At 58.7% G+C, this 22796-nt stretch carries 16 protein-coding genes; 12 read left to right on the top strand and 4 right to left on the bottom strand.

What is annotated here, in order from left to right:
- The coding region (locus NG895_RS02860) for a hypothetical protein (protein WP_252850940.1) at positions 1-1544 on the bottom strand (1544 nt) is incomplete at its 3' end.
- Positions 1545-1991: 447 nt separating this feature from the next.
- Between NG895_RS02860 and NG895_RS02855 the strand changes: the two genes are divergently transcribed.
- From NG895_RS02855 to NG895_RS02810, 10 genes are all read left to right on the top strand, one after another.
- A complete protein-coding gene (locus tag NG895_RS02855) occupies positions 1992-2696 on the top strand; it encodes a hypothetical protein (protein WP_252850939.1) in 705 nt (234 codons plus the stop codon).
- Between the two features lie 297 nt (positions 2697-2993).
- Complete coding sequence (locus tag NG895_RS02850; RefSeq protein ID WP_252850938.1) at positions 2994-3473, top strand: glycine cleavage system H family protein; 480 nt, start codon at positions 2994-2996, stop codon at positions 3471-3473.
- Positions 3467-4573 (top strand): GTP-binding protein, encoded by a 1107-nt coding sequence (locus NG895_RS02845; RefSeq protein ID WP_252850937.1) that lies wholly within the window; start codon positions 3467-3469, stop codon positions 4571-4573. The genes NG895_RS02850 and NG895_RS02845 overlap by 7 nt, the downstream gene beginning before the upstream one ends.
- Positions 4574-4606: 33 nt before the next feature.
- Positions 4607-4984 carry a hypothetical protein gene (locus NG895_RS02840; RefSeq protein WP_252850936.1) on the top strand — a complete coding sequence of 126 codons (378 nt, stop codon included), beginning with the start codon at positions 4607-4609 and terminating at the stop codon, positions 4982-4984.
- Positions 4984-5871, top strand: coding sequence for an ATP-binding protein (locus NG895_RS02835; protein ID WP_252850935.1), 888 nt, complete (start codon positions 4984-4986; stop codon positions 5869-5871). Before NG895_RS02840 ends, NG895_RS02835 begins: the two co-directional genes overlap by 1 nt.
- A gap of 87 nt (positions 5872-5958) precedes the next feature.
- Positions 5959-7149: a radical SAM protein gene (locus NG895_RS02830; protein ID WP_252850934.1), complete on the top strand. Its 1191-nt coding sequence runs from the start codon at positions 5959-5961 to the stop codon at positions 7147-7149.
- A gap of 91 nt (positions 7150-7240) precedes the next feature.
- Positions 7241-8965, top strand: coding sequence for a polyprenyl synthetase family protein (locus NG895_RS02825; protein WP_252850933.1), 1725 nt, complete (start codon positions 7241-7243; stop codon positions 8963-8965).
- Entirely contained in the window at positions 8925-9800 is an 876-nt protein-coding gene (locus tag NG895_RS02820; protein WP_252850932.1) for a prenyltransferase/squalene oxidase repeat-containing protein, read from the top strand. The genes NG895_RS02825 and NG895_RS02820 overlap by 41 nt, the downstream gene beginning before the upstream one ends.
- Positions 9797-11692 (top strand): prenyltransferase/squalene oxidase repeat-containing protein, encoded by a 1896-nt coding sequence (locus NG895_RS02815; RefSeq protein ID WP_252850931.1) that lies wholly within the window; start codon positions 9797-9799, stop codon positions 11690-11692. Before NG895_RS02820 ends, NG895_RS02815 begins: the two co-directional genes overlap by 4 nt.
- Positions 11689-12873, top strand: coding sequence for a cysteine desulfurase family protein (locus NG895_RS02810; RefSeq protein ID WP_252850930.1), 1185 nt, complete (start codon positions 11689-11691; stop codon positions 12871-12873). Before NG895_RS02815 ends, NG895_RS02810 begins: the two co-directional genes overlap by 4 nt.
- On the opposite strand, the gene NG895_RS02805 is transcribed toward NG895_RS02810, so the two are convergent.
- The 3 genes from NG895_RS02805 to NG895_RS02795 form a co-directional block, all read right to left on the bottom strand.
- Positions 12870-15305, bottom strand: a complete 2436-nt coding sequence (locus NG895_RS02805; protein WP_252850929.1) for a glycosyl hydrolase — start codon at positions 15303-15305, stop codon at positions 12870-12872. The genes NG895_RS02810 and NG895_RS02805 overlap by 4 nt on opposite strands.
- 426 nt (positions 15306-15731) lie before the next feature.
- The gene (locus NG895_RS02800; protein WP_252850928.1) at positions 15732-17393 is read right to left on the bottom strand and encodes a hypothetical protein; all 1662 of its coding nucleotides are present in this window, start codon (positions 17391-17393) and stop codon (positions 15732-15734) included.
- Between the two features lie 48 nt (positions 17394-17441).
- Positions 17442-18020: a sigma-70 family RNA polymerase sigma factor gene (locus NG895_RS02795; RefSeq protein WP_252850927.1), complete on the bottom strand. Its 579-nt coding sequence runs from the start codon at positions 18018-18020 to the stop codon at positions 17442-17444.
- A gap of 461 nt (positions 18021-18481) precedes the next feature.
- Between NG895_RS02795 and NG895_RS02790 the strand changes: the two genes are divergently transcribed.
- Positions 18482-19591, top strand: coding sequence for a DUF1559 domain-containing protein (locus tag NG895_RS02790; RefSeq protein ID WP_252850926.1), 1110 nt, complete (start codon positions 18482-18484; stop codon positions 19589-19591).
- Between the two features lie 143 nt (positions 19592-19734).
- Positions 19735-22770: a PEP-CTERM sorting domain-containing protein gene (locus NG895_RS30525; RefSeq protein ID WP_252850925.1), complete on the top strand. Its 3036-nt coding sequence runs from the start codon at positions 19735-19737 to the stop codon at positions 22768-22770.
- The last annotated feature ends 26 nt before the right edge of the window (positions 22771-22796 follow it).

Here is a 22796-nt window from a genome sequence, read left to right as displayed (position 1 = left end):
AATCGCAAGGTTGTATCTATCGGAACATCGATCGATGTGGTCGTTGAACCGGCTGGCAGGATGAGCTCTCCACTGGCCACTTCGATTGATCCGTGATTTTCAATGAAGGACGTCGACGAGAATAGGGCCTGTCCATCCCCTGTTTTTCGTAGTGTCCCCTCATTGACTAAGGGCGCAGCCGTGAACGACTCTGATGCGGAGTTTAACAGTTCGAACGTAGCCTCTGGACGATTAACGAGGCCTTGATTGAAGCGAGCATCGCCGAACGCCCTCACATGTCCTTTATTCTCCACGGGCGGTTCGATGGTAACACCAAGACTGAAAACATTGATCGTCGACGCTTCAGCAAAAATGACGGCCCCCGTACCTGTAAGTCGACTTTGATTGAAGCGACTCATCCCGGTGAACGTCAGATTGCCGCTGCCGGAGATGGTGCCAAAATCAGCGTCGACCGAATCAACTGTTTGGTCAGCGTTGAAGATGACAGTGCTAACGCGAATTTGATCGATCTCCAATTCGGCTGGCAGCGTGTTGGCAATCGTAACCGTGCTGCTAACGAAGGTGGCTGAACCACTGACCAAAATATCACTACCTGTGAAGTCATGTGCCCCACCGGTGATCTCCAATCGACCTTCACCCGTAACCGCTACTGGAGAGGTAAATGAGAAGCCACCGCGGAGATTGAGAGTCGCATCAGCTTCTACATTGATCGCGCGACTCGAACTACCACCGCCATTGATCTGCAGTTCACCGCCAAGGAGTTGGGCGTCGCCGCGGTTGTCGACTTCTGCCGTCAGTTGGACGATACCAGGACCAGTGCGGAGCAGGGACCCTTCATTAAGAATGCGGCCCTCCGAGGTCGCGCTAATGATTGCTGCACCCTTCAGGTGCATTACGCCTCCAGCATGAACGACAACCTGATCGCCCACTCCATCCAGCACGAGGCGTGGCCCGGAGAAGTCATTGGCCGGCGAGCTAATCGCAAGGGTCCCGAACACATCAGTTGTCCGGCTCACGATAGTCGTTTGACTGGAGACCACATTCAGTTCTGCACCGGCTGCGACTGTCAAACGACCGGTCCCGTCAATCCTACCGTTGCCGCCCGTAAAGCTGCTGCCATCAAGTGTGATATCGCCAGTTCCATTCAGCGTGCTGGAGGCACTCACTGTTACGCCGCCAGCGAAGGTAGAATCGGAGTTGACCGTGAAAGTGGAAACGCTGAATATATTGACGAACTCCTGGCTGTTGACGCTATTAACTAGAACGTCGTTCGTTACCTCGATGGTGTTGTCGTTAGGGAGGTCGATGATTACATCGTCGACATCACCGGGAAGAACGTCCGTATCCCAGTTAGCTGGGTCGTGCCAAGAGACTGCGTCACCTCCACCGTCCCAAGTGACAATCGCCAGCATGCGACGATCTTCGAGCAATTCGATTTTGGGACGGTACGAAAGGTTGTGCTTGGTGTTGGCTGAGCGTGCTCTGCGTTTGCGATTGGGGCCATAGGGACTGTCTCGCGCAGCAGATGTTGACTTGCTCGACATGAGAATCGTGCCTCCCCGTTTCTAGAACTGGAACGGTCCCCCTCTGCGACCGACAGAACCGGCACTGCTTCGCGGCAATTAGACAAGCACTGCACAGGATAACAGAGTTGTTATCGACAGAGTATTAATTTATCCGATTTTTAAGGCGGTTTGGCGCACTTCCGTGGCATACAGTCATGCGTTGCCAGGGGCCGCTCAACCTACAGGTCAACGACTTCATTGTCGAACAGTGCCCGATGGGCAGCCCTCTAATACGTACAGGAATTACTTGCGGCCTGCACGTCGATGGGCCACAATGTCGGGAGTTCGGAGTGATCGCCCCCTGCGATGGCTGCCGTATTTCTCCTCCACATGGTTGCCAACAAGATGGCGATCTAATTACGTCCTGCTCATTCCGACTGGATGATGTTCGCACCATAGTCACCAGGACCACGAGGGAGGGAACTGATGCATTATAAAACGATTCAAGCAGGATTCGTCGTTGCCGTCATTTGGCTTCCCAGTGTGCACGGCGCATCAATCTCAATGACGGGATTGGACTCGTACTTCACTCCCGGGGTTCCGTTTGCATTTGAGGTTCGCTTCCCCATGCTGACGCAACTCGGGGCCTACAACGTGGAAGTCGTGGTGCAAAGTACTTCCGGCGTTGCCGGGACCGATTTCTATTTCGAATTACCAGAAACTCATCCCGCAACGTCTGGGTACGTCTTTCCATCGCAGGCAAACTATTTCGATGCCGTCAACATCGACTCCGTATCGCAGCAACGCCTAACACTTACCGATTTCAGCGAGACCGGTGTTGATGTTACTCCAGGAGCCAACGACCGGTTGGCGCATGTTGTCATCAAAACCGCTTCTGGGTTTCATGATTCTCTAACCGTCTTTGTCGACAGCTCTGGATTGCTGTTGGACACCCCGAACATCACCCCCACAGCAGTAGCAAAGTTCGACACCGTTCAGTTGGATACAGCTAACGTGCCGGCCAGGATGATTCGTCCGATTCCCGAGCCCACGGCAATCAGCCTTGCCGTGGCAGGTGTTCTCGGCGGGGTTTGTCAGGTCCTGACAAGACGGAAACTCGGGTGGTCGACATCCCGTCGATGGCTCCTCCAACACTCTCGGACTGTAGTGGTCGCAACAACCCGCGTGTAGATGATGCATTCGCCTCGCTGGCCAATCGAATACACTGGTTGTGCAGCACAACCGCCTCGATGAAAAGGCGAGACTCTCCAGGCAGTAGTCACTGGCCAGATCATGGCCTTCAATTTTTGCCCCGCCTGCGGGCCTTTGGGTTCACTCGGAGCCATCACTCCGCCTTGGTGCAGGAGCGTGTACAATTGGAACCTGCCTGAGGCGCCAGGCCGACGACGAGCGCCGTGGGCCTGAGTTCGTTCGATTGGACGAGAATCCTGAACCGAGTGCCCCCGAACGTTGGAGCAAACCGCCCCGATGCCCGTCGATCCGCAGCAGACGTTGTATTACCGAAAGAGCCGGTTCTCCACGCGGCTGCCTGACTTCTACCTGTACTCCCCCTCCCACTACTGGCTGCGGAAAACCGGCCCTGACGAATACCGGGTGGGGCTCACCCGATTTGCGACGCGAATGCTGGGCGATTTCGTGGAGATCGATATCAGTGTCCAACCGGGCGAGGAATTGTCCGAGGGGCAGCCCATCGGCTGGATTGAGGGGTTTAAAGCACTTTCGGACGTCTATTGCGTGGCGTCTGGGACATTTATTGAGAGAAATCGAGCTCTGGACACAAATCCGGACCTATTGGACAAAGATCCTTACGACACGGGCTGGCTCTTCTCTTACAATGGAACCGCTCCGGCGAGTGCCGTGGACGTGCAAGGATACGTCGCCCTGCTGGACACAGCGATTGACAAGATGCTAGAGGCTCAGAAGAGAGACGATAAGCCACCATGCTAAGAGCGCAATACATCATGATCGGCGGCTTCCTCGGCGCTGGTAAAACGACCGCCATTCTGGCCATCGCCAAGCGACTCGCCGCGCGAGGGCTGCGGGTGGGCCTGATATCGAACGATCAGAGCGTTGGCCTCGTCGATACGGCGATGTTCGGCGCCAACGAGCTGCCCACCGAAGAGATCAGCGGCGGGTGCTTCTGCTGCCGGTTCGATTCGCTGGTTCAGGCGGCAGAGCGACTCACCGACCAGGCAGCGCCTGAGGTATTCCTGGCCGAACCGGTCGGCAGTTGCACCGACCTGCAGGCAACGGTCGGGTTTCCGCTGCGACGGCTCTACGGCGAGCAATACTCGGTGGCGCCGCTGAGCGCGCTGGTAGATCCGATTCGGGCCCAGTACCTGTTGGGGCTCCGCGAGGGCAAGCAGTTTTCGGCCAAGGTCAGCTACATCTACGGCAAGCAATTGGAAGAAGCCGAGCTGATTGTCATCAACAAGTGCGATCTGCTTGAAGAGTCAGAACTCGATCAGCTCGAGTCGGCGCTGCGATCCAATTACCCCAAAGCCGAGGTGCTTCGCATTTCGGCACGCCATGGCGATGGGATTGAACAGTGGATGGAGCGGATCGAGCAAGAACAGCCCGCACCTGGCAGCGTGATGGACGTCGACTATCAGCTCTACGCCGAAGGCGAAGCACTGCTTGGTTGGGTCAACCTGTCGGGCAGGCTCACCGCCGAAGAGTTTGACGGCAATCGCTTTCTGCAGACGGCCCTCGAGACCGTGGTTCAACGCCTGCAAGAATTGGACATCGAGGTGGCTCACCTCAAGGCCACACTTGCGCCCAGCGAGGGGATCGACCTGGCGGTGGGCAACGTGGTGCGTGGCGGGGCAGCCGTGGAGTTGTCTCACGAACTGTCGGATCCCCTGGACGGGGGCGACTTGCTGATCAATCTACGTGCGGAGGGGGATCCCGACGTGCTTCGCAATATCGCCGAGGAGGGCGTCCAACAGGCGGCCCGGCAGTTCGGGGCAGAGGTGGCCATGGGCCACGTCGAAGCCTTCCGGCCGGCACCGCCGGAGCCGACCCACCGCGTGACCAGCGTTTCGTAGCGCGCCGCCGTTCTCGATACAAGGAACCCACCCATGGCTTCGCCCAGAATACTGTATTGTCGATGCGCCTACGCCAAGGTCGTACCACAAGCCGTGAAAGATGGCGTACTGGAAGGACTATCGGAGTCCGAAACCGCCTTCGACGCAGTGGCCGACCTGTGCCAGATGTCGGCCGCCAAGGACCCAGCGCTGCAGCGTTTGAGCAAGCAGTCCGGCCTGAAAATTGCGGCCTGTTATCCCCGCGCCGTGAAGTGGTTGTTCGCCGCCGCCAACGCACCACTGCAGGACGACACGCAGATCGTGAACATGCGCACGCTGTCGGCCGAGCAATCGTGCCAGCAGTTGTTGGGTGGAGCCTGTCCCTCCGCCGAAGCCCCCACCGACGACGCCCCCCAAACACTGGAGGATTGATGCCGGCCGCCGCAAAAACCGCTCGAAGGGTCGTCCTCTACGAAGGGGCCGGCAGTCAACCGCTGGAAGCTGCGCAGCGTCGGCAACTGCTTGCGCTGCTATTGGATCGAGGTTACACCGTCAGCCGGGTGCGTCCTGACGGGGAGGTTTCCGAGCACGGCGGTGACGACCTGGTAGTGCTGGGAAGATTCGACACCCCTGTGTCCGAGCTGGCCAACTCTTCGTTCAATGGCCAGGACGCGGGAGCGTTGAATCTGCGGGACATCTCGAGTGCGACGCCCGAAGAAGCGGTTGCGATGGTGGAAGAGGTCACCCAGTCGTCTGGCGAGCAACCCGAGTACTGGAAGCCCTGGTTTCCGGTCATCGACTACGACCGCTGCACGAACTGCATGCAGTGCCTGAGCTTCTGCTTGTTCGACGTGTATGGCGTTACGCAAGATGGACAAATCACCGTTCGCAACGAAACGAACTGTAAAACCGACTGTCCGGCTTGCTCGCGAGTTTGCCCCGAAGTGGCGATTCTGTTTCCCAAATACAAAGCGGGCCCCATCAACGGCGACGAGATCAGCGAAGACGACCTCCGCCGCGAGGCGATGAAGGTCGACATCTCGTCCCTTCTGGGTGGCGATATCTACTCGATGTTGCGAGATCGCAACGCCAAGGCCAAGTCTCGTTTTTCGAAGGAGCGCGACGACGAACGCGCCCTGAAGGAACGGCAGCGGTGCCTGAAGAAACTCAGCCAACAAATGGAAGGTCTCGACATTCCAGCCGAGGCGTTAGCGAATCTGCCCAGTGCCGATGAAATCCAGTTCAAAGCAGCGCAAGCCAAGAAGCTCGCCGACTCGGCGCTGGCAAAGAACAGGGCCGACGCGCCACCTTCCGAATAGGCGTCGGCCTATCCTTCGCGACCGACTTCCCTTCGACAGTCCTTCCGCATACCGCATCTCACACTCTCCCTCTAGTAGAAACCAGCAATGCTCGCACGACTCGCCAGTAGATTCCTCTTCGAGACCGACAAGCGTCTCCTGTGGAAATTTGCCTACAACTTCGGTTTCAAAGGGATGCGTTCGGTACAGAAGTACAAGAAGCGGCTTAAGCAGGGCGTGCATTTCCCGCCTTTCCTGTTCATCTCGATCATCAACTCTTGCCAGTTGCGTTGCCAGGGGTGCTGGGTCGACATCACCTCGCCACGGCAGATGATCCAACTCGACGAGCTCGACAAGCTGGTGACTGATGCCAAGCGGCACGGCAACAATTTCTTTGGACTGCTGGGCGGTGAGCCGTTCATGCACCCCGGATTGCTGGAGCTCTTGGAGCGGCACCCCGACTGCTACTTTCAGATTTTCACCAACGGCCACCTGATTTCCGACTCTGTGGCCAAGAAGCTCCGCAAACTCGGCAATGCCACACCGCTGATCAGCATCGAAGGCTCGGAAGTCGTTAGCGACGAGCGCCGTGGCGGCAAGGAGGTCTTGAACAAGACGCTCGAAGGCCTGCGAAACTGTGTGAAGAATCGCCTGATTGTGGGAGTGACCAGTAGCATCTGCCAGACGAACTACGACCTGGTGAGCGAAGACTGGCTGCGGCGGTTGATCGACCTCGGGGCTCACTATGTGTGGTTCAACACTTATCGCGTGGTCGGCCCGTCTCCCGCGCCCGAACTGGCCCTCACGCCCGAACAAGTTCTGGAGCTCCGCCGGTTCATCGTTAACATGCGGACCAAGATGCCCATCGGCATTGTCGAGCCCTATTGGGACGATCGCGGCGAGGCACTCTGCCCAATGTCCACCGGAGTGAGCCATCACATCGGTCCCTCTGGCGCCATCGAACCCTGCCCGATCATTCAGTTCTCCTGCGAGAACCTTCGTGACGGACGGGACATTTACCAGTTGATGACCGAGTCGAGCTTCCTGAACGACTTCCGCCGAATGTCGGCCGAAGCAACTCGCGGTTGTGTTGTACTGGAACGTCCGGACCTAGTACAACTGATTGTCGACAAGCACTCGGCAAAGGACACCACCCAACGTGGCACGGCAATGTCCGAGTTGGAACAACTTACGCCGCGGAGCAGCCAGCATAATCCAGCAGAGCAGATTCCTGAGAGACATTGGCTTTACCGGTTTGCGAAGAAGCACTGGTACTTTGGATTCGGAGCTTACACCTGAGATTCGATTGAGCCAACCACGCGAGATGCCCCCCACTGTCGCTGCGGTCACTCCCTGATGAATACCCCGGCGCGAAATAGCGGAGACACCGATGCAACTACCTATCGTAAGCCTGCCACGTGCTGTTCCCTTGCAACGCCAGCGTCAGCCGAAGGAGAACATTCCCCAGACGTTGAGCGAGCGAGAGCAAATCCGTAACGGACTGCGGGATTACGTTGCCATCAACAAAGCGGTGCCGCCGCTTAGCTTCACCGACCTTAGGGCACACGCCGAGCGGTACGTGGAGCAAGAAGGACTCGACCCCATCTATACCGACTATGTCGGCGTGCTGCTCAACAGCGAAGTCTGGCGGGATCGCCTGGCGAGTGTTCCCTACGAGCGGCGGCTACTGCTGTTGCCAAAGTGCCTTCGCATCGAGGATCAATGCCCCGCCCCGTTTGACGAGTTCGGCCTGCTCTGCAAGCAGTGCGGACTGTGCTCGATCCAGGACCTACAGGAAGAAGCCGAACGGCTTGGCTACGCGGTGCTCGTGGCCGAGGGATCGGCGCTGGTGATGGCGATTATCGAAACCGGAAAGATTGACGCCATTGTCGGCGTGAGTTGCTTGTCGGTGCTCGAAAAGTCATTCCCGTACATGGAAGCGGCTGCCATCCCCGGTGTGGCGATTCCCTTACTGCAGGACGATTGCAAGGACGTTACCGTCGATCTCGATTGGGTCTGGGAAGTGCTCCACCTCACCAGTGACGACCGTACACACCGATTGAATCTCGACGCACTGCGGGAAGAAGTCAAATGCTGGTTCACCGCCGCATCCCTCGACGAATTGATGGGACCGGCCGGTAGCGAAACCGAACGCCAGGCCCGGGCCTGGTTGGCCAAGGATGGCAAACGCTGGAGGCCTTTCCTGGTGGCTTGCGTCTGGAAGGCGGCGCAGGAGGATCCCGACCTGGAAATTCCGACTTCGGTGAAGAAAGCGGCCATCGCTGTAGAGTGCTTCCACAAGGCTTCGCTCGCTCATGACGATATCGAAGATGACGACGACTATCGCTACGGCGAAGCCACCCTGCACCACGAACACGGCGTGCCCGTGGCACTGAACCTGGGCGACCTGCTGCTGGGCGATGGTTACCGCCTGATTCTCGAGTGCGACCTGCCTGGTGATCAACGGGTGGCGATGGCGCAAGCCGCTGCGGCCGGTCACCGCACGCTCAGCCTGGGGCAAGGCGCCGAACTGAATTGGACCCGCAACCCGCAGCCACTCGATACCCTGAAAGTGATCGACATCTTCCGCCAGAAGACTTCACCGGCCTTCGAAGTCGCTTTGCAACTCGGAGCGGCGTTGGCGGACGTGAGTCCGGAAGAAGCCGAGGTGATCTCGCGCTACAGCGAAGCGCTCGGCATCGCCTATCAGATTCGCGACGACATCGACGACCTCCAGGACGACGAATCGCCCAACGACTTGATCGCCTTGCGTCCATCGCTTCCACTGGCAATCCTGTTCGATCGCACCAAAGCCAAGCCCGACGATCGGAAGCTGGTTGAGAAGGCATGGCGGCGTGAAAGCTCGGCCGAAGAGATCGAACAACTCAACTCGATGATCGAAGAGTACGACGTCGTGACCCGTTGTCAGGTGCTGCAGGAGTCGTACAAAGAGCAGGCGGTGCAGTGCCTGGGTGAGTTGGAGAATGCCAGCTTGAAGGGACTGTTGAGGCGTGTTGTCAGCAAGATTTTTTCCATCGACGTAAAGGACTGGTGCAGTGAGTTTGAGGCTCGAAATGCTCCAGGTAGCCAGACTGGCGCCTCAACTGTTGGGTGAATCCACCGAACTGGTTGAGAGCTTCTACCGCAGCCAACTCAACGACGATGGCGGATTCAATGACCGTGACGGGTCGAGCGATTTGTACTACACGGCCTTCGGTCTACAAGGACTGGCCGCACTTCAGGTAGAGATTCCGCGCGAGTCGACTGAAGCGTATCTGACATCGTTCGGCGACGGCGAGCAACTAGACTGCGTTCACACCGCCTGCCTGGCCAGGTGCTGGGCGTCGGTTCGCCCTGCAGGACCGGAGCCACAACTGGCCGAGAGGTTGCTGCAGCAAATCGAGGACTACCGCACACCAGACGGCGGCTACCACATCGATGCCGATTCGGAGCACGGCGACATCTACGGTTGTTTTCTGGCTCTGGGGGCCTATGAGGACCTGGGACGCACGCCCCCCAATCCTGAAGGCATCGTTTCCTGCGTCACTAGCCTTCGCACCGCTGATGGCGGCTACTCCAACGGCTACGGACTGGAGACCGGACTGACACCTCCCTCGGCTGCGGCCGAGTCGCTTTTGCGTCACCTGGCGCCAACCAAACCGGGCCGAGACGAAGCTCTGGAGCTCTGGCTATTGCGACACATTCACCCCGACGGAGGATTCTATGCACTGGATGGAGCGCCTTTCCCGGACATCCTGTCGACCGCCACCGCGCTGCACGCGCTAGTGGGGATGCACTCCCCTATAGCTCCGCTGAAGGAAGTGTGCCTCGACTTCATCGACACGCTGTGGACCGCCCGGGGAGGCTTCTACGGAAACTGGGAAGACGACGCCTTGGACTGCGAGTACACTTACTATGGCCTGCTAGCCCTTGGCCACTTAAGCCTATGAGCGATGACACCCGAATCCTGCGAATGCAGCAGTCGCTCGACAACGCCCGCCGCCACCTGCTGTCGTTGCGCAACGAGCAGGGGTTCTGGGAGGGACACCTCGCCAGCAGCGCGTTGTCCACCGCCACTGCGGTGTGCGTCTTCGACCGACTTGCCAAGATCGTAGAGTCACCCAACGCGATGGAACCGCAACGGGCGGGTGAACTCGCCCAGGCGGGCAGAAACTGGTTAGCCGAGCATCAGAACGAGGATGGCGGTTGGGGCGACACGACCGACAGCCTGAGCAACATCAGCACGACCGCCCTCTGCTGGTGCGCGTTTGCCGGCGACGAGGCAACGCAGCCGCAAACAGTCGCCACCGCCGAAAACTGGCTTCGTCGCAAGGCGGGAAGTCTCGAACCGGGTCCGCTTTCTCAGGCCATCAAACAGCGTTACGGCCGCGACCACACGTTCTCGGTCCCGATCCTCACCACCATGGCCCTCACCGGTCGGCTGGGCAGCGGACCGCAGTGCTGGAAGATCGTCCCGCAGTTGCCGTTCGAGCTGGCCGCGTTTCCCCGCGACTGGTTCGCCATGCTGCAGCTGCCAGTCGTGAGTTACGCCCTGCCGGCACTCATTGCCATCGGCCTGGTGCGGCATGACAACCATCCCAGTCGCAATCCACTCGCCCGCATGGCTCGTATAGCCCTGCGCCGCCGAGTGCTGGGAGTCCTCGAGCAGATTCAGCCCACCAGCGGCGGCTTCCTCGAAGCGACACCACTCACCAGCTTCGTAACACTAGGTCTACTAGGGGCAGACGAGTTCAACAGTCCCGTAGTCCGCAACGGAGTGGAATTCCTCGAGCAATCGTGCCGCGCTGACGGCAGCTGGCCGATCGACACCAACCTGGCAACTTGGGTTTCGACTCTCTCCGTCGGTGCCATGCAGCAAGGTGATGACCACTCGAGCGTTCAGTTGTCGAACGACGAGAAACAAACCCTCGCCGAGTGGTTGCTGAGTCAGCAGTACACCAGCCGGCACCCGTACACGAATGCCTCGCCTGGAGGCTGGGCCTGGACCGACTTGCCTGGCGGCGTACCAGATGCTGACGATACCCCCGGCGCCCTGCTTACGCTCCAGACGCTAGGCTGCGACCATCAACAAGCGCTGACGGCGGCCACTGCTGCTGTGGGCTGGCTGCTCGATCTGCAGAACTCCGACGGCGGCATGCCGACCTTCTGCCGGGGTTGGGGAAAACTGCCGTTCGATCGCAGCAGTTGCGACATCACGGCCCATGGCCTGCGGGCGTGGCATGCCTGGCGGCAGCACCTGCCGCCTGCCGAACAATCCCGCATGGCTAAAGCACAACAGCAGGCGATGGGGTTCCTCGCTCGTTCCCAACGATCCGACGGCGCGTGGCCGCCACTGTGGTTCGGCAATCAATACGCCACGGACGTCGACGAAACCAACCTCACGTACGGCACCAGTCGCGTCCTGCTGGCACTTGCTGAGCTACACACCACTGATGAAGGACACGATGACAGCAGCTACAAATGGCGAGAACATGCCACTCAATGGCTCAGCCTAGCGCAGAACACCGACGGCGGATGGGGCGGTGCAGTTGGGGTGCGATCCTCAGTGGAAGAGACTGCCTTTGCGCTCGAAGCCCTGTGCGCGGTCGTCGAGGTGTCGAAGGAGCGCGGAATACAGGACTCCATCCGTCGTGGCGTTGATTGGCTCATCGAAGCCACCAAGGAGGGCACCGATTTTCCCACGACTCCCGTAGGTTTCTACTTTGCCAAGCTGTGGTATTACGAGCAGCTGTACCCTGTGATCTACACGGTCGCTGCACTGGGCCGCGCTGCGCAAGTCTTGGCTTCAGCTCCCGAGGAAGCCCTGGAGGGAGTGCGGTGACGGTGTATCTGGACGACAACGCGACGACCCGTATCGATCCGAGAGTGCTGGAGTTGATGGTCCGCGTGATGGAGCACGACTACGGCAACGCCGGTAGTTCCCACGCGTACGGCCAACGAGCCAAAGAGATCATCCACGCTGCCCGCGATCAGGTGGGAAGCGTGGTCGCCGCCCGGCGGCACGAGGTGGTCTTTACCAGCGGCGCCACGGAGAGTAACAACCTGGCCATCCTGGGAGCGGCACCGTACGGACTGAAGACCGGAAAACGGCACATCATCAGCACCCAAATCGAACACAAGGCGGTGCTGGAGCCCGTGGAAGTGCTCCGCCAAAGAGGATTCGAGATAACGCTGCTACCGCCCGATGGAAGCGGTCGCGTTTCCTCCGAACAAATCAGCGACGCCTTGCGCGACGACACGTTGCTGGTGAGTGTCATGCACGTCAACAACGAAACCGGCGTACGCCAGCCCATCGCCGACATTGCCGAGCGGCTGGCTTCGAGCGACACCCTACTGCATGTGGATGCCGCGCAGGGCTTCGGCAAAGTCTCCCAGGATCTGCGGCACCCGCGAGTCGATATGATTAGTGTCAGCGGTCACAAGGTGCATGGACCGCAAGGCATCGGTGCGTTAATCCTGCGCCGCAAGCACAACGCCACACCGCCGCTGGCGCCGCTGCTGTACGGGGGAGGGCAAGAGCTCGGCTTTCGCCCCGGCACGTTGCCCACGGCTTTGATCGCGGGCTTTGGACTGGCAGCCGAACTGGCCGAGCAAGAAGCTCAGCAGCGGCGAGCGCATTGCTTGCAGATTTCGCAACTTTTGCGTGAAGCCCTTGGCTCGCTAGACACCATCATCCTCGGAAGCGAAGCGGACACGGTGCCCAATGCACTCAATGTCTCGATACTGGACGTCAGCTCCGACCAGGCCATCGAAGCTTTGCAGGACCTGATCGCCGTTTCGGACGGTTCCGCATGCACGACCGTCTGTGCGACACCTAGTCATGTTCTCAGCGCCATGGGCATCTCTGCCCAGGTGGCCGACTGTGCGATACGGATGTCGTGGAGCCATTTGACCGATGTCGCGGCGCTCAGGGCCGTACTTCCCCAAGCGATAGCCCAACTTCATCGGCTCCAGAACTTGAACCGAGGCCAGTCGCCCGCCCGTCTATCAACGGACCGCTAGTTGTCTGCCGTTGGCTCGAACGATCGGAGCGGGATCAACTTCACGGGCCCCAACAATCCCGAGGGCGTGAGCGGCCACACCGAAGCGTCGAATCGCTGGTAGTTCTGCGTCACAATGTTGGCGTCGTGGAAAATGCGCCATTCTACGCCACGCCGGTCCAAGTCACGAATTCGATTTGCCGATAGATTCGTGACCTCTACGACCAAAGTATTCGCACCCGGTTTCAGGTACTCGCCGATCAACGCCTGGTACGGAACGCTGTACAGGGTGGCGGCCTCGGTGCCGTTGACGATCACCCGCGCGCTTTCCCTCACATCGCCTAAATCGATCGCCCATTGGTCGGCGTCGACGTCCGGCAAGGTGAACTCGATCGTGTATCGGCCGGTACCCGCGAAGCTGTCCCGCTTCGCATCCTGTCCATCGGCCCAGGAATCCAGCTCCGTCAGATCATACGCTTTCGGCAATTCAGGTCCCCCCTCTGTAAACTCGAGGTGCCACTGGCCAGTGACCGGATAAGCCTTCGAGTCGATCCGCTCGTAGCTGGGGAAGGGCAGGCCAGTGACATTTCTATCGGTATAAGTGCGAACGAACATCGTCTCACCCGGCAGTAATTGCAGGTAGACCTCTCCCGGCTTGGAGTGCGCCACGCCGGTCTCGGCCGACTGCGGGTCGAGTAGAACCGCCGACTCGAACGGCTGCCCCAGCGGCACCCACCCATCGACGGCCGTGTCGCTCATGTTGGCGATGAAGTAGGTGTTACCTTCCTGGTGGTTGCGCCGGATGAAATCGAGTCCCTGGTCGACCATCGACTCGCGCGGGACGCCCGCCCTGGAAAGGGCCGCCTGCAATGCGTCCAGGCTCATGACGTCGTCTTCAAACTTGGCAGCCAGTGGCTTCAGCTCGGCACGACGTTCCTCTAGCCGGTGCAATCCGGGAACGTCGGCTGGCAGTTGGTCCAGAAAGATCACCGACTTGCCACTCTCGGCAAGGTCAACCAATGCCTGCATGGTCTCCACAGGAATGTGCTCGGTGCCGGGCACGAGAATCACCGGGTAGGCTTCCAACTGTTCGGCGTCCAACTGGCGGTCGGAGACAAAGTCGAAACCGTATCCGTGGTCATGAAGCCACGCGGCTGCCTGGCCACACTCGCTATCGGTGAGCCACCCGGCGGTATGCACCGTAAGCTGCTGTTGCATGCCCCGGTCGTTGTGCCAGATGTCGTACACGGGCCAATACAGTGCAATATCGTTATCGGGAGTGCCAGACTGCAAGAGCGACTGGCAGCGTGTGATATAGGCATTCAGCGCGGGGGCGTCGTGCCAGATGCTGTTTTGGGGGTTGTACTGAACCGACGCGTAGAACAACCAACCCGGCCACGCGGCATCCTGGGGGCTGTAGATCGTGCCGTGGAAGAGGATGTGGTTGATTCCGTTGAGAAACAGTTCGTCAATTTCGGGTTTGATCTGCGACAGCGACGTGCGGAAGTGGTTGCGCAACCAGGTGCAACTCTCGGATGCCACCAACGGGTGCTGCATCACATGCGCGGCAGACGAAGCCATGCGGTTGATCAACGGCTGTGGTTTGTCATGGCGGACATTGTCTTCTTCGCGACGAATGCCGGGGATCTGGAACGTGCTGGCCCCGAAGGTCTCGGTTTCTGGAATGCCGGCGATGCCGTAGGCATCCAGCAAGTTGGCAGGTGCGCCGTGGGCTTGGATGCGCGTTGTACGACCTTTGTCCTGGGCCCAGTTTTCCAGCATTCGCAGATATTCTAAGTGCAGATCGGAAAGGGTCTCCCGATAGTCGCTCTTGATCCTCGCAACCTTGTCCGAATCCTCTGGATCCTTGCCCATCAGTTGCTCGGCGTGCTCACTCAAATCGTAACCGCGGCGCTGCTGAAACTGCTCCAAGAAGTCGGGGCACCAATTCGATTTGAATTCAAAGGAATCGTGATACATCGCCCGGGGAAGTAACACCTCGATTTGGGCGAGGGCTTGATCATAGTGCTCCAGGTAATTTGAAAGAGAGGTAGTCGAGTAAGGGTTGATCGCCCTGCCCGCGGCACCCGGTGCTGCCCTCTTCACACGAAATCCCGATGGCCGGTTGGTGAGCTTGCCATCGACTAACCTCACTACCGAGTCGCAATCGGCCTCGGTGACCCAAGGCCCACCATAGGGCCAACCAGTTCCGGGTGTCATGTCCACCCACATACCCAGGCGATCGGCCTCACGGACAGTGTGATTCAGCATCTCGAGCCATTCTTCGGACAGATACTCGATGGTGTCCGCTTCGCGGCCCTTCACGCCATAAATGGGAACGATGGTTACGCCGCCCATGCCCGCCTTGTCGAGGGCTTCGAGATTCGCGGTCAGGTTCTGCTTGTCGACCGCATTGCCCATCCACCACCAAATGCAACCCGGCCGATTGGTCACCTCGGGTTTGGGCCAATCAAGCTCATCGGCGCGGCCAGCTAGTGCGAACAGAGAGCACGCAACTGCGATGACCCGAATCCAAGTCCCTCGACCGATACGAGTCCATAAACTGGGGCTCGCTTGCAAGGGCGATGTAGCACACCGGTCAGCGTGACGCTGATTTTCACAGAATAGTTCCACAGCTGGCTCACTCGCATTTACAGGGCACGCAGGCGTCGAAAAGATGGGGGGCGGCCCGCGCTCCGCCAATGTAAATTGGAGCACAATGCGCAGCACCTTTCAACAATTGTACACAGCGAGCCGCGGGCCGAGAAAATGCAGCCCGGAAGCCATTTCTTGCAAGGAAACGGCAAGATTACGGGCACGGCGGTTCTTTAGAGTCCGCCTCAACGCCAGCTCCGAACCTGCACGCCTAATAGAGGGCCGCTACTCGTCCGGATCGAAACGATAGATGGCGACCAGGATGTCTTGCCAGTCGGCGTTCACGCTTGAATGCGGGCTGTCTTCGAAGCCGACAATCGACGTGACGGCGTTCTCACTGAGCAATTTGTACGGAGTAGTTCGCCACTCCGGATTCCTTCGGTTGTACAGGCAGCTGGCCAGCAGTTCGTAGCGCCGCACTTCATCGGACAGGTTACGAATTACGTACACGCCGCGGTCAGCTGGAAACTGGTCGGTCCACTCACCACCCAGCGGACCACCCAGCGGAATTCCGTCGTGCCGCCACAGCACTCGCTGATTCTCGACATCCACAATCTGAACTGCGTTTTGGAGTGCTGCATATCCCGAAACCATGAGGTAGACCTCTTCACCCGGCTGCACGGCAACTCTAAAGCCCGCACCGAGTTCCTCGGCCACTTTGGTTGGCTGCAGGTTGTCGATCTCCGGAACATACTCATCAGGCACTGTAACAAGCGGACGCCCACCGAGATCGGTGAAGCGAACAATGGCTCGAATGTCGTTGTAGTCGCAGTCTTGCCATACGGCAGTTTTGGCAGGCGATTCGACACCTTCAATGGCGGTCGACATCGGATGCGTATCGGCGCTGGTCTGTGTCTTGGCTGACGACTCGCTGCTCTGCATGTCGCTGGTCTCTTTGGCGATGGTATAGGATCGATCATCCCAGCCCGCAATGATCAACTCGGGCGAGTCGACATAGACGCGGAAGTCACTTGGAGCCCAGTAGGGCGAATCCGCGGTGTGCTTATCCAGGTAGGCGCCGGTGAAGAGGAAGTACTTCGTCGATGACGTTGGGTTGGACTGCGAAAACTCGCCAATCCATCCCGTGCGCAAACTGGCATGCCCCTGCTCGCCGACGACGTTGCCAACTGAGTAGTTGGCTCCCACGGGTAGTCCGGTGGAGTCGAGTTCAACAATCGACAACGTATTGTGCGACGAGGCGTCCGTATCGATGAACACATTCATCGTGGTGTGGGGTGGCAAGGCAATCAGCCGACCACGTTCGCGCGATCCCGCCGCGTACTCCATCCAGGCGGTGCCACCGACCAGTTGAGGATTCCCTTGCTGAATGTCCCCCGAGGAGGGCAACAGCAATCGCGAGGGGGTGGAAGTACGGGTAAGTCGGCTCACCAGATTGGCAGCCTGCGTATCCTCCGTCCAGAAGAACGCGTAGTCGACGTCATAGTGCCAACTGACGCTGGGATTATTTGCATTCGACGCGGCGTGCTTGGTGTTCTTCTCGTATTCGTACCCACGAAACAACACAACCACCATCAGGCTCAGGGCCACGGCGGCCAGGGCTCCGGATAGCCATCGCGAGTCATTGTTCCGACTCAACGACGCCGGGGTGCTTTTCGGTCGCGAAGAGACCTCGCCCCTTGGCGAGGAGTTGCTGCTCTTCTCGACAACGGCGGAGCAATTGTCCAACAGCGGGGGAAATATCCCGGGACTATCGGCCAGCTCGCCCGCCAACAGCATATGCATTGATAGACAGCGAGCGTAGTAAGTCTGCAAGTCAGCACGATCCAGCAACAGGGCGTCCAAAGCTTTAAGCGCTTCGCTGCTTCCGTCGCTTTCTACGATCTGGCTGACGAGCTGCTCAACGCGAGTTTGTTCATTGCGATCCACGACCATTACCTCTGGGTAGTGCTTCTCGTTCCTGATGAGACTGCAAAACTAGCCGATACTGGGACCTTGATATCCCAACTCCTTTTGGATGCACCTGAGCAGCACGCGCCGCAATCGCATCAGTCCCATCCGAATCGCTGGTGCACTCTTGCCACTACGTTTGGCGAGCACCGCGATGGGGGTGTCTTCTTCGTACCGCTGACGAATCAGGTCGAGGTGCGACCGGCTCAACTGGGGCAGGCAATGACGCAAGGCAATGCGTCGCGTATCCTCTTCGTCCAGCACAAACTCATCCTCTTGGCCGGCCAACTGGGCAAGCAACTCGTCGCTGAACACGTGGCGATCTCGCTTCTGATCACGGACATAGGCTTGCACCTGCCAGAAAGCGATCTTTCGTGTCCAGGCACTGAAGCTGGTCCCCATCTCGAAATCGGCCGACTTCCGCCAAATCACCAGGTTCGTGTCTTGCAACACGTTCCGGGCAGAGTGCGGATCGCCAAGCAGCATTGCGATGTAGTTGAGCAACTTGGGTTGTTCATCGGTTAGTAGCTGGATGAACCGTTCTTCCAAGTCGGCACTACCTTCACATCCGCCCACCCTGTGATTTGAATTTGAATCCGAGGCCATGGCATGCAGTCTCTCAGTTGAGGACAAAAACGCGGGAACGGATGGACGCGGACTACCGCACCGCCATGGGCAAAGAAGCATCCATCATTCCTATACCAATAGCAGCGCAACCGTAACGCATCTAGATACGGAATTCCGGCCAAAAAAACCGCAGAGGATTTAGGGCACTTTTTTCGTTACTCGATTCTCGATCTCGGTATTGGGTTATTAAGGCGGGAGTTCGCGCACCTTACAGTGCGGCGAAACTCCATCGGTACGAGGCTGTCCGTAATTAGCACCGGACTGTTTTCACGAGTTTCAAACGCCAACGTTTCACCCGTTCGTCATTTTGCGGTGAACATCAATGGCAAACTCGGGTGCCAGAAGGGGTCCATCGCCGTAGGGCGTTGGAAAACTTCACTCTCCTTTCACCAGCACTATTTTCACGGAGCAAAGAGTCAATGCCTCGTTGCCGAGCAGAAATGCCGAAGCCTAGCAGCCCCCACAAGACGCCCCGCTATGGCTTCACCCTCGTAGAGTTGCTGGTGGTCATCGCCATCATTGGAATCCTGGTTGGTCTACTGCTACCCGCAGTGCAAGCAGCCCGCGAATCGGCCCGCCGTATTCAATGCACCAACAATCTCAAGCAGATGACGCTGGCCATGGTCAACCATGAGTCGGCGCATGGCACGCTACCCTCCTCGGGATGGAAAGGTCACTTCACAGGCGATCCGGATCGCGGACACGGCAAGAACCAGCCCGGCTGCTGGATGTACAGCATCCTGCCTTACATGGAGCAACAGGCGATCTACGACATGGGATCGGGCATGACCGGCACGGCTCGCCTCGAAGCTTTGAAGGTTCGTGATACCACGCCCGTCAAGGCGTTCAACTGCCCATCGCGGCGCACTGCCGAATTGTACCAACGGTCGGCTCCCGCTCCCCTCACTGCATACTCCGGCGATGGTACGGGCGTCGCAAAGCCCTACGAGATGACTGCTGCGGTTAAGAGCGACTACGCCATCAACATTGGCGACATGTCTGGCCTGGACGACAAGACAGGGTTTGACTCGAAGTGCCTCCAGATCGCACCAAACAATTACGACAAAGCCACGTGGTCCTCGGACTTTCCTCCCAGAGCCAGTGAGTACAACGGTGTCTCGTTCTGCGGCACAGCCGTGAAGCTGCGGCAGATCACCGATGGCCTGACCAACACCATTGCCTTGGGTGAGAAGTTCGTCTTTACTCAGGTCTATGCCGAGCGTGCCTACTGGCGTGGCGACGACTGGGGACCCTACGTCGGCTTCCAGGACGACGTCGCCCGCAGCACGTACTACAACGGTCTTGGGCCTGGTACGCACGTACCACAACAGGACACCGACGATCTCACGAGCTTGACGAAGGGCTCCATCGACGGTCAGTTTTCACACATCTTGCCTGCCGAGCTGTTTGGAAGTGCTCATACGGCCGGCTGTATTTTCTCCATGTGTGACGGCTCGGTCACGCTGATCAACTACGACGTCGACCCCGAGACGTATCGCCAGATGGGCGATCGTGGCGATGGCGGCTCTATTAAGCAGTATGTCCGCTAAGACCGCGGGCTCTTGCAGGCGAACCAGAACGCCAACCAGCTACCGCCAGAATCGACCTTACCTGAATCATTCCATGCTTCTTTGATCGCTGCCCCTGCGGCCCGATCAGCGGGCTCGCCCTACCATCAAGAAGGGATCCTCCTGTGAAACGTCAACTCTGTCTTGCAACCTTCGTGCTAGCCTTAGCGTCATTCGGTACGCACTGCTCCGCCATCAACATTCTGGCGCCTGGCGACTTCATCATTCCCATCGATTCTGATCCTTGGACTGATGGATTCGGCTCCACCTACCCTGAAGCAGAATCGCCGGCGCAGGCCATCGACGACACGCTAGGAACCAAATACCTGAATGGTGCGGGGCATGGATCGGGATTCATCGTCTCGCCGGCCACCACCTCGACAACGGTTCGCAGTTTCCGCATCACGACCGCCAATGACTTTGCGTCGCGCACTCCCAGCTATTTTCACCTATTCGGTACAAACGAGGCGACGCTCTCCAGTGCCGATAACAGTACCGGTATGGACGAGAACTGGGTTTTGATCGATTCTTTCGCCCTCGACGGAGAGTACGGGCTCCCCGCAACCATCAACACCGCTGGGCCCATTATTCCCATCGAAAACAACACTTCCTACCGCCACTACAAGATGGAATTCCCCTCTCTTAGAGGGCAGTTCGGCTGGGTAATGCAAGTCGATGAAGTCGAGTTCTTTGTGGACGCGGCGGGTACCAGCACCGACATCCTGACAGGTGCTACCGATATTCGCGCCATCGCGAACCGACGATCCGGAGGTGCAACACCGGCTGGCGAAAACCCCAACCAACTTCTTGATTCCGCGTCCGGCACCAAGTACCTGAACTTCGGCAAGGAAAACTCCGGCGTCATTGTCACTCCCGCCAGCGGCCCTCAAGTCGTGACCAACTTCCGCATTCAGACCGCGAACGATGCTCCGGCACGTGATCCCGCCAGCTATGTCATCTATGGCACGAACGATCCCATCCAGAGCATTGGCCACACTCAGGGCACGGACGAGTCGTGGACTCAACTCGATGCCGGCGACCTGTCGCTGGGCGATGCTCGTGGCGCTTACAGCGATACGATCGACATCAACAACAACACCGCCTACTCTTCGTACAAGATCGTCTTCCCCACACTGAAAGACAGCGCCAACGCTAATTCGATGCAAATCGCTGGCCTGACGCTGAATACAACCGACCCCGCCGTTCTGAAGATCAACCGTCAGACGGGCGAAGTCGCAATCGAGACCTCTACCGCGCTCTCTTTCGGTAGCTACGAGATTACGTCGGAAACGTTCGGCGTGCTGGCTGCGGACAACTGGACTTCGATTGCTTCGACGGGCGCCGATACCAACGACACCTGGGCCGAGACGGCTGCCGAACCTGGCATGCTCGCCGAAAGCCTCATCGAGGGTGGAACCGGCGACGGCCTGGAGATCACTCCGGGAACGCCCCTCAGCCTGGGCACTATCTTGCCCATCATCCCCACGGCCTTTGAGGATCTGACCTTCAACCTGTACGCCGCCGATGGCACTACGATCATCTCACAGCGTGTCGACTACGATGGAGCGGAAGTGCCGATTGGCGATTACTCGGGTAATGGCTCGGTGGACATCGAGGACTTTGAAATGTTCATGGAGGTCTACGGTTCGCAGTTTGAACGTGGAGTCGACTCGGAAGTGACTCGCTATCTCGGTGGCGACCTGGACGGCGACTTCGACAGCGACATCACCGACTACAACCTGTTCGTCGAATTCGCTGGCGGCGCGGGGGCGTTGTTTGGAACCCAGGTTCCAGAACCTTCGACCGTCGTGTTGTTGTCTCTGGGTGCAGTAGCCGGTATCGTCGTGCGGCGCGCTCGCCGCGGTGCGGTGGCTGCGCTACTGGCTGTGTTCGCCATCGCTGGCTCAGCGAACGTGACTGAAGCTCAGACGTTCTCCATCGTCGCGCCCAATCAACCGGTAACGATCACCGAACCGGAAGGCCAAGCGGCCGAATCGGATCAAACCGCCGCCCTGGCGCTGTTCGACGACACTGCCCTCGACCTGCTGAACATCAACAACGAGTTGTTCAACACCAACTACGACGAGATTACCCAGGACCTGTACGACTTCCGCAGCTTGATTGATCAGGCCGATCCACTGTCGGCGCCGGTCTATGTGTTCCTGGACTATGGTTCGTCGATCACCACCGACTGGTTTGTGTACGCCCAACGTTCGGGGGCCAACTATGGTGCTGACCGTGTCGGCAAATTCGACTTCTGGTTCTCTGATACTCCGTTCGGTGAAACTAACAGCGAGATTCCTGCCGGAGAACCCGAAGCTACCGTCAATATCTCGCCCACGGACAATCGCCTGGTCACGAGCACGCTCTACCCGTACACGCTGGGTGGGGAACATAGCGGTCAGTACGTTGCCATCGGGATGACGCTTTCGGAGCTATCAGCCACTGTATCGGCGGTAAATCGTCCCGGCGGCCACGAGTTCCGTTTTCTGGATGGTCCCACGGACCTGGTACTCGAAGTCGATCGCGCCACTGGCGAATTGACGTTGATGAACAACCTAAGCGGCGCCATTCCAATCGACATGACCTCCTATGAGATCAATAGTCCCTCCGGGGCGCTTGATGTCGAAGGCTTCGATGGCCTGGGAGACGAAGCCGGATTCTCGAACTGGTCGATAGGCGGTGGTTCCAATGAAAACCGCCTGATCGATGGCGACTTCGTCAACTTCAACACCAACAGCACGATCTCTGTCGGCGAAACCGGCCTGTCGTTGGGTACAGGTCTCAACGAACTGTTCGGCGTCGAAGACCTGACCTTCACCTGGACCGACGCGGACGGTCGCTACTTCGACGCCCGCGTCGTATACACGGGAGAGTTTCCAGACATTCTGTTGGGCGACTTCAACGACGATGGCATGGTCGACCTGGCCGACTACACGGTGTGGCGCAACAATCTTGGGTCGACCGCTGGACTGCCGAATGACCCCACTCCGGCAATCGTCGATGCCAGCGACTATGCCATCTGGAAGGACAACTTTGGCTCGTCGGCTCCGCCGGCAGCCGCCGGCATCTCGGCCGTACCCGAGCCCGCAGCCATCTGGATGGGCTTGGCCGCGGTGGCTGCAGCATGCTGCATGGGACGCTCGCAACGCAAGTCGTAGCCCGTTCCAGCTGGCTCCTTCCAGCA

Source organism: Aeoliella straminimaris (genome assembly GCF_024054565.1).
GTDB lineage: Bacteria > Planctomycetota > Planctomycetia > Pirellulales > Lacipirellulaceae > Aeoliella > Aeoliella straminimaris.
Note: the sequence above shows the minus strand (reverse complement) of the source record. Positions and strands in the feature narration are given on the sequence as shown.

What these genes read in the sequence shown, in the direction of transcription:
- NG895_RS02855 (WP_252850939.1), top strand. Translation starts at nt 1,992, where the DNA reads ATGCATTATAAAACGATTCAAGCAGGATTCGTCGTTGCCGTCATTTGG.
- NG895_RS02850 (WP_252850938.1), top strand. Translation starts at nt 2,994, where the DNA reads ATGCCCGTCGATCCGCAGCAGACGTTGTATTACCGAAAGAGCCGGTTC.
- NG895_RS02845 (WP_252850937.1), top strand. Translation starts at nt 3,467, where the DNA reads ATGCTAAGAGCGCAATACATCATGATCGGCGGCTTCCTCGGCGCTGGT.
- NG895_RS02840 (WP_252850936.1), top strand. Translation starts at nt 4,607, where the DNA reads ATGGCTTCGCCCAGAATACTGTATTGTCGATGCGCCTACGCCAAGGTC.
- NG895_RS02835 (WP_252850935.1), top strand. Translation starts at nt 4,984, where the DNA reads ATGCCGGCCGCCGCAAAAACCGCTCGAAGGGTCGTCCTCTACGAAGGG.
- NG895_RS02830 (WP_252850934.1), top strand. Translation starts at nt 5,959, where the DNA reads ATGCTCGCACGACTCGCCAGTAGATTCCTCTTCGAGACCGACAAGCGT.
- NG895_RS02825 (WP_252850933.1), top strand. Translation starts at nt 7,241, where the DNA reads ATGCAACTACCTATCGTAAGCCTGCCACGTGCTGTTCCCTTGCAACGC.
- NG895_RS02820 (WP_252850932.1), top strand. Translation starts at nt 8,925, where the DNA reads ATGCTCCAGGTAGCCAGACTGGCGCCTCAACTGTTGGGTGAATCCACC.
- NG895_RS02815 (WP_252850931.1), top strand. Translation starts at nt 9,797, where the DNA reads ATGAGCGATGACACCCGAATCCTGCGAATGCAGCAGTCGCTCGACAAC.
- NG895_RS02795 (WP_252850927.1), bottom strand. Translation starts at nt 18,020, where the DNA reads ATGGCCTCGGATTCAAATTCAAATCACAGGGTGGGCGGATGTGAAGGT.
- NG895_RS02790 (WP_252850926.1), top strand. Translation starts at nt 18,482, where the DNA reads ATGCCGAAGCCTAGCAGCCCCCACAAGACGCCCCGCTATGGCTTCACC.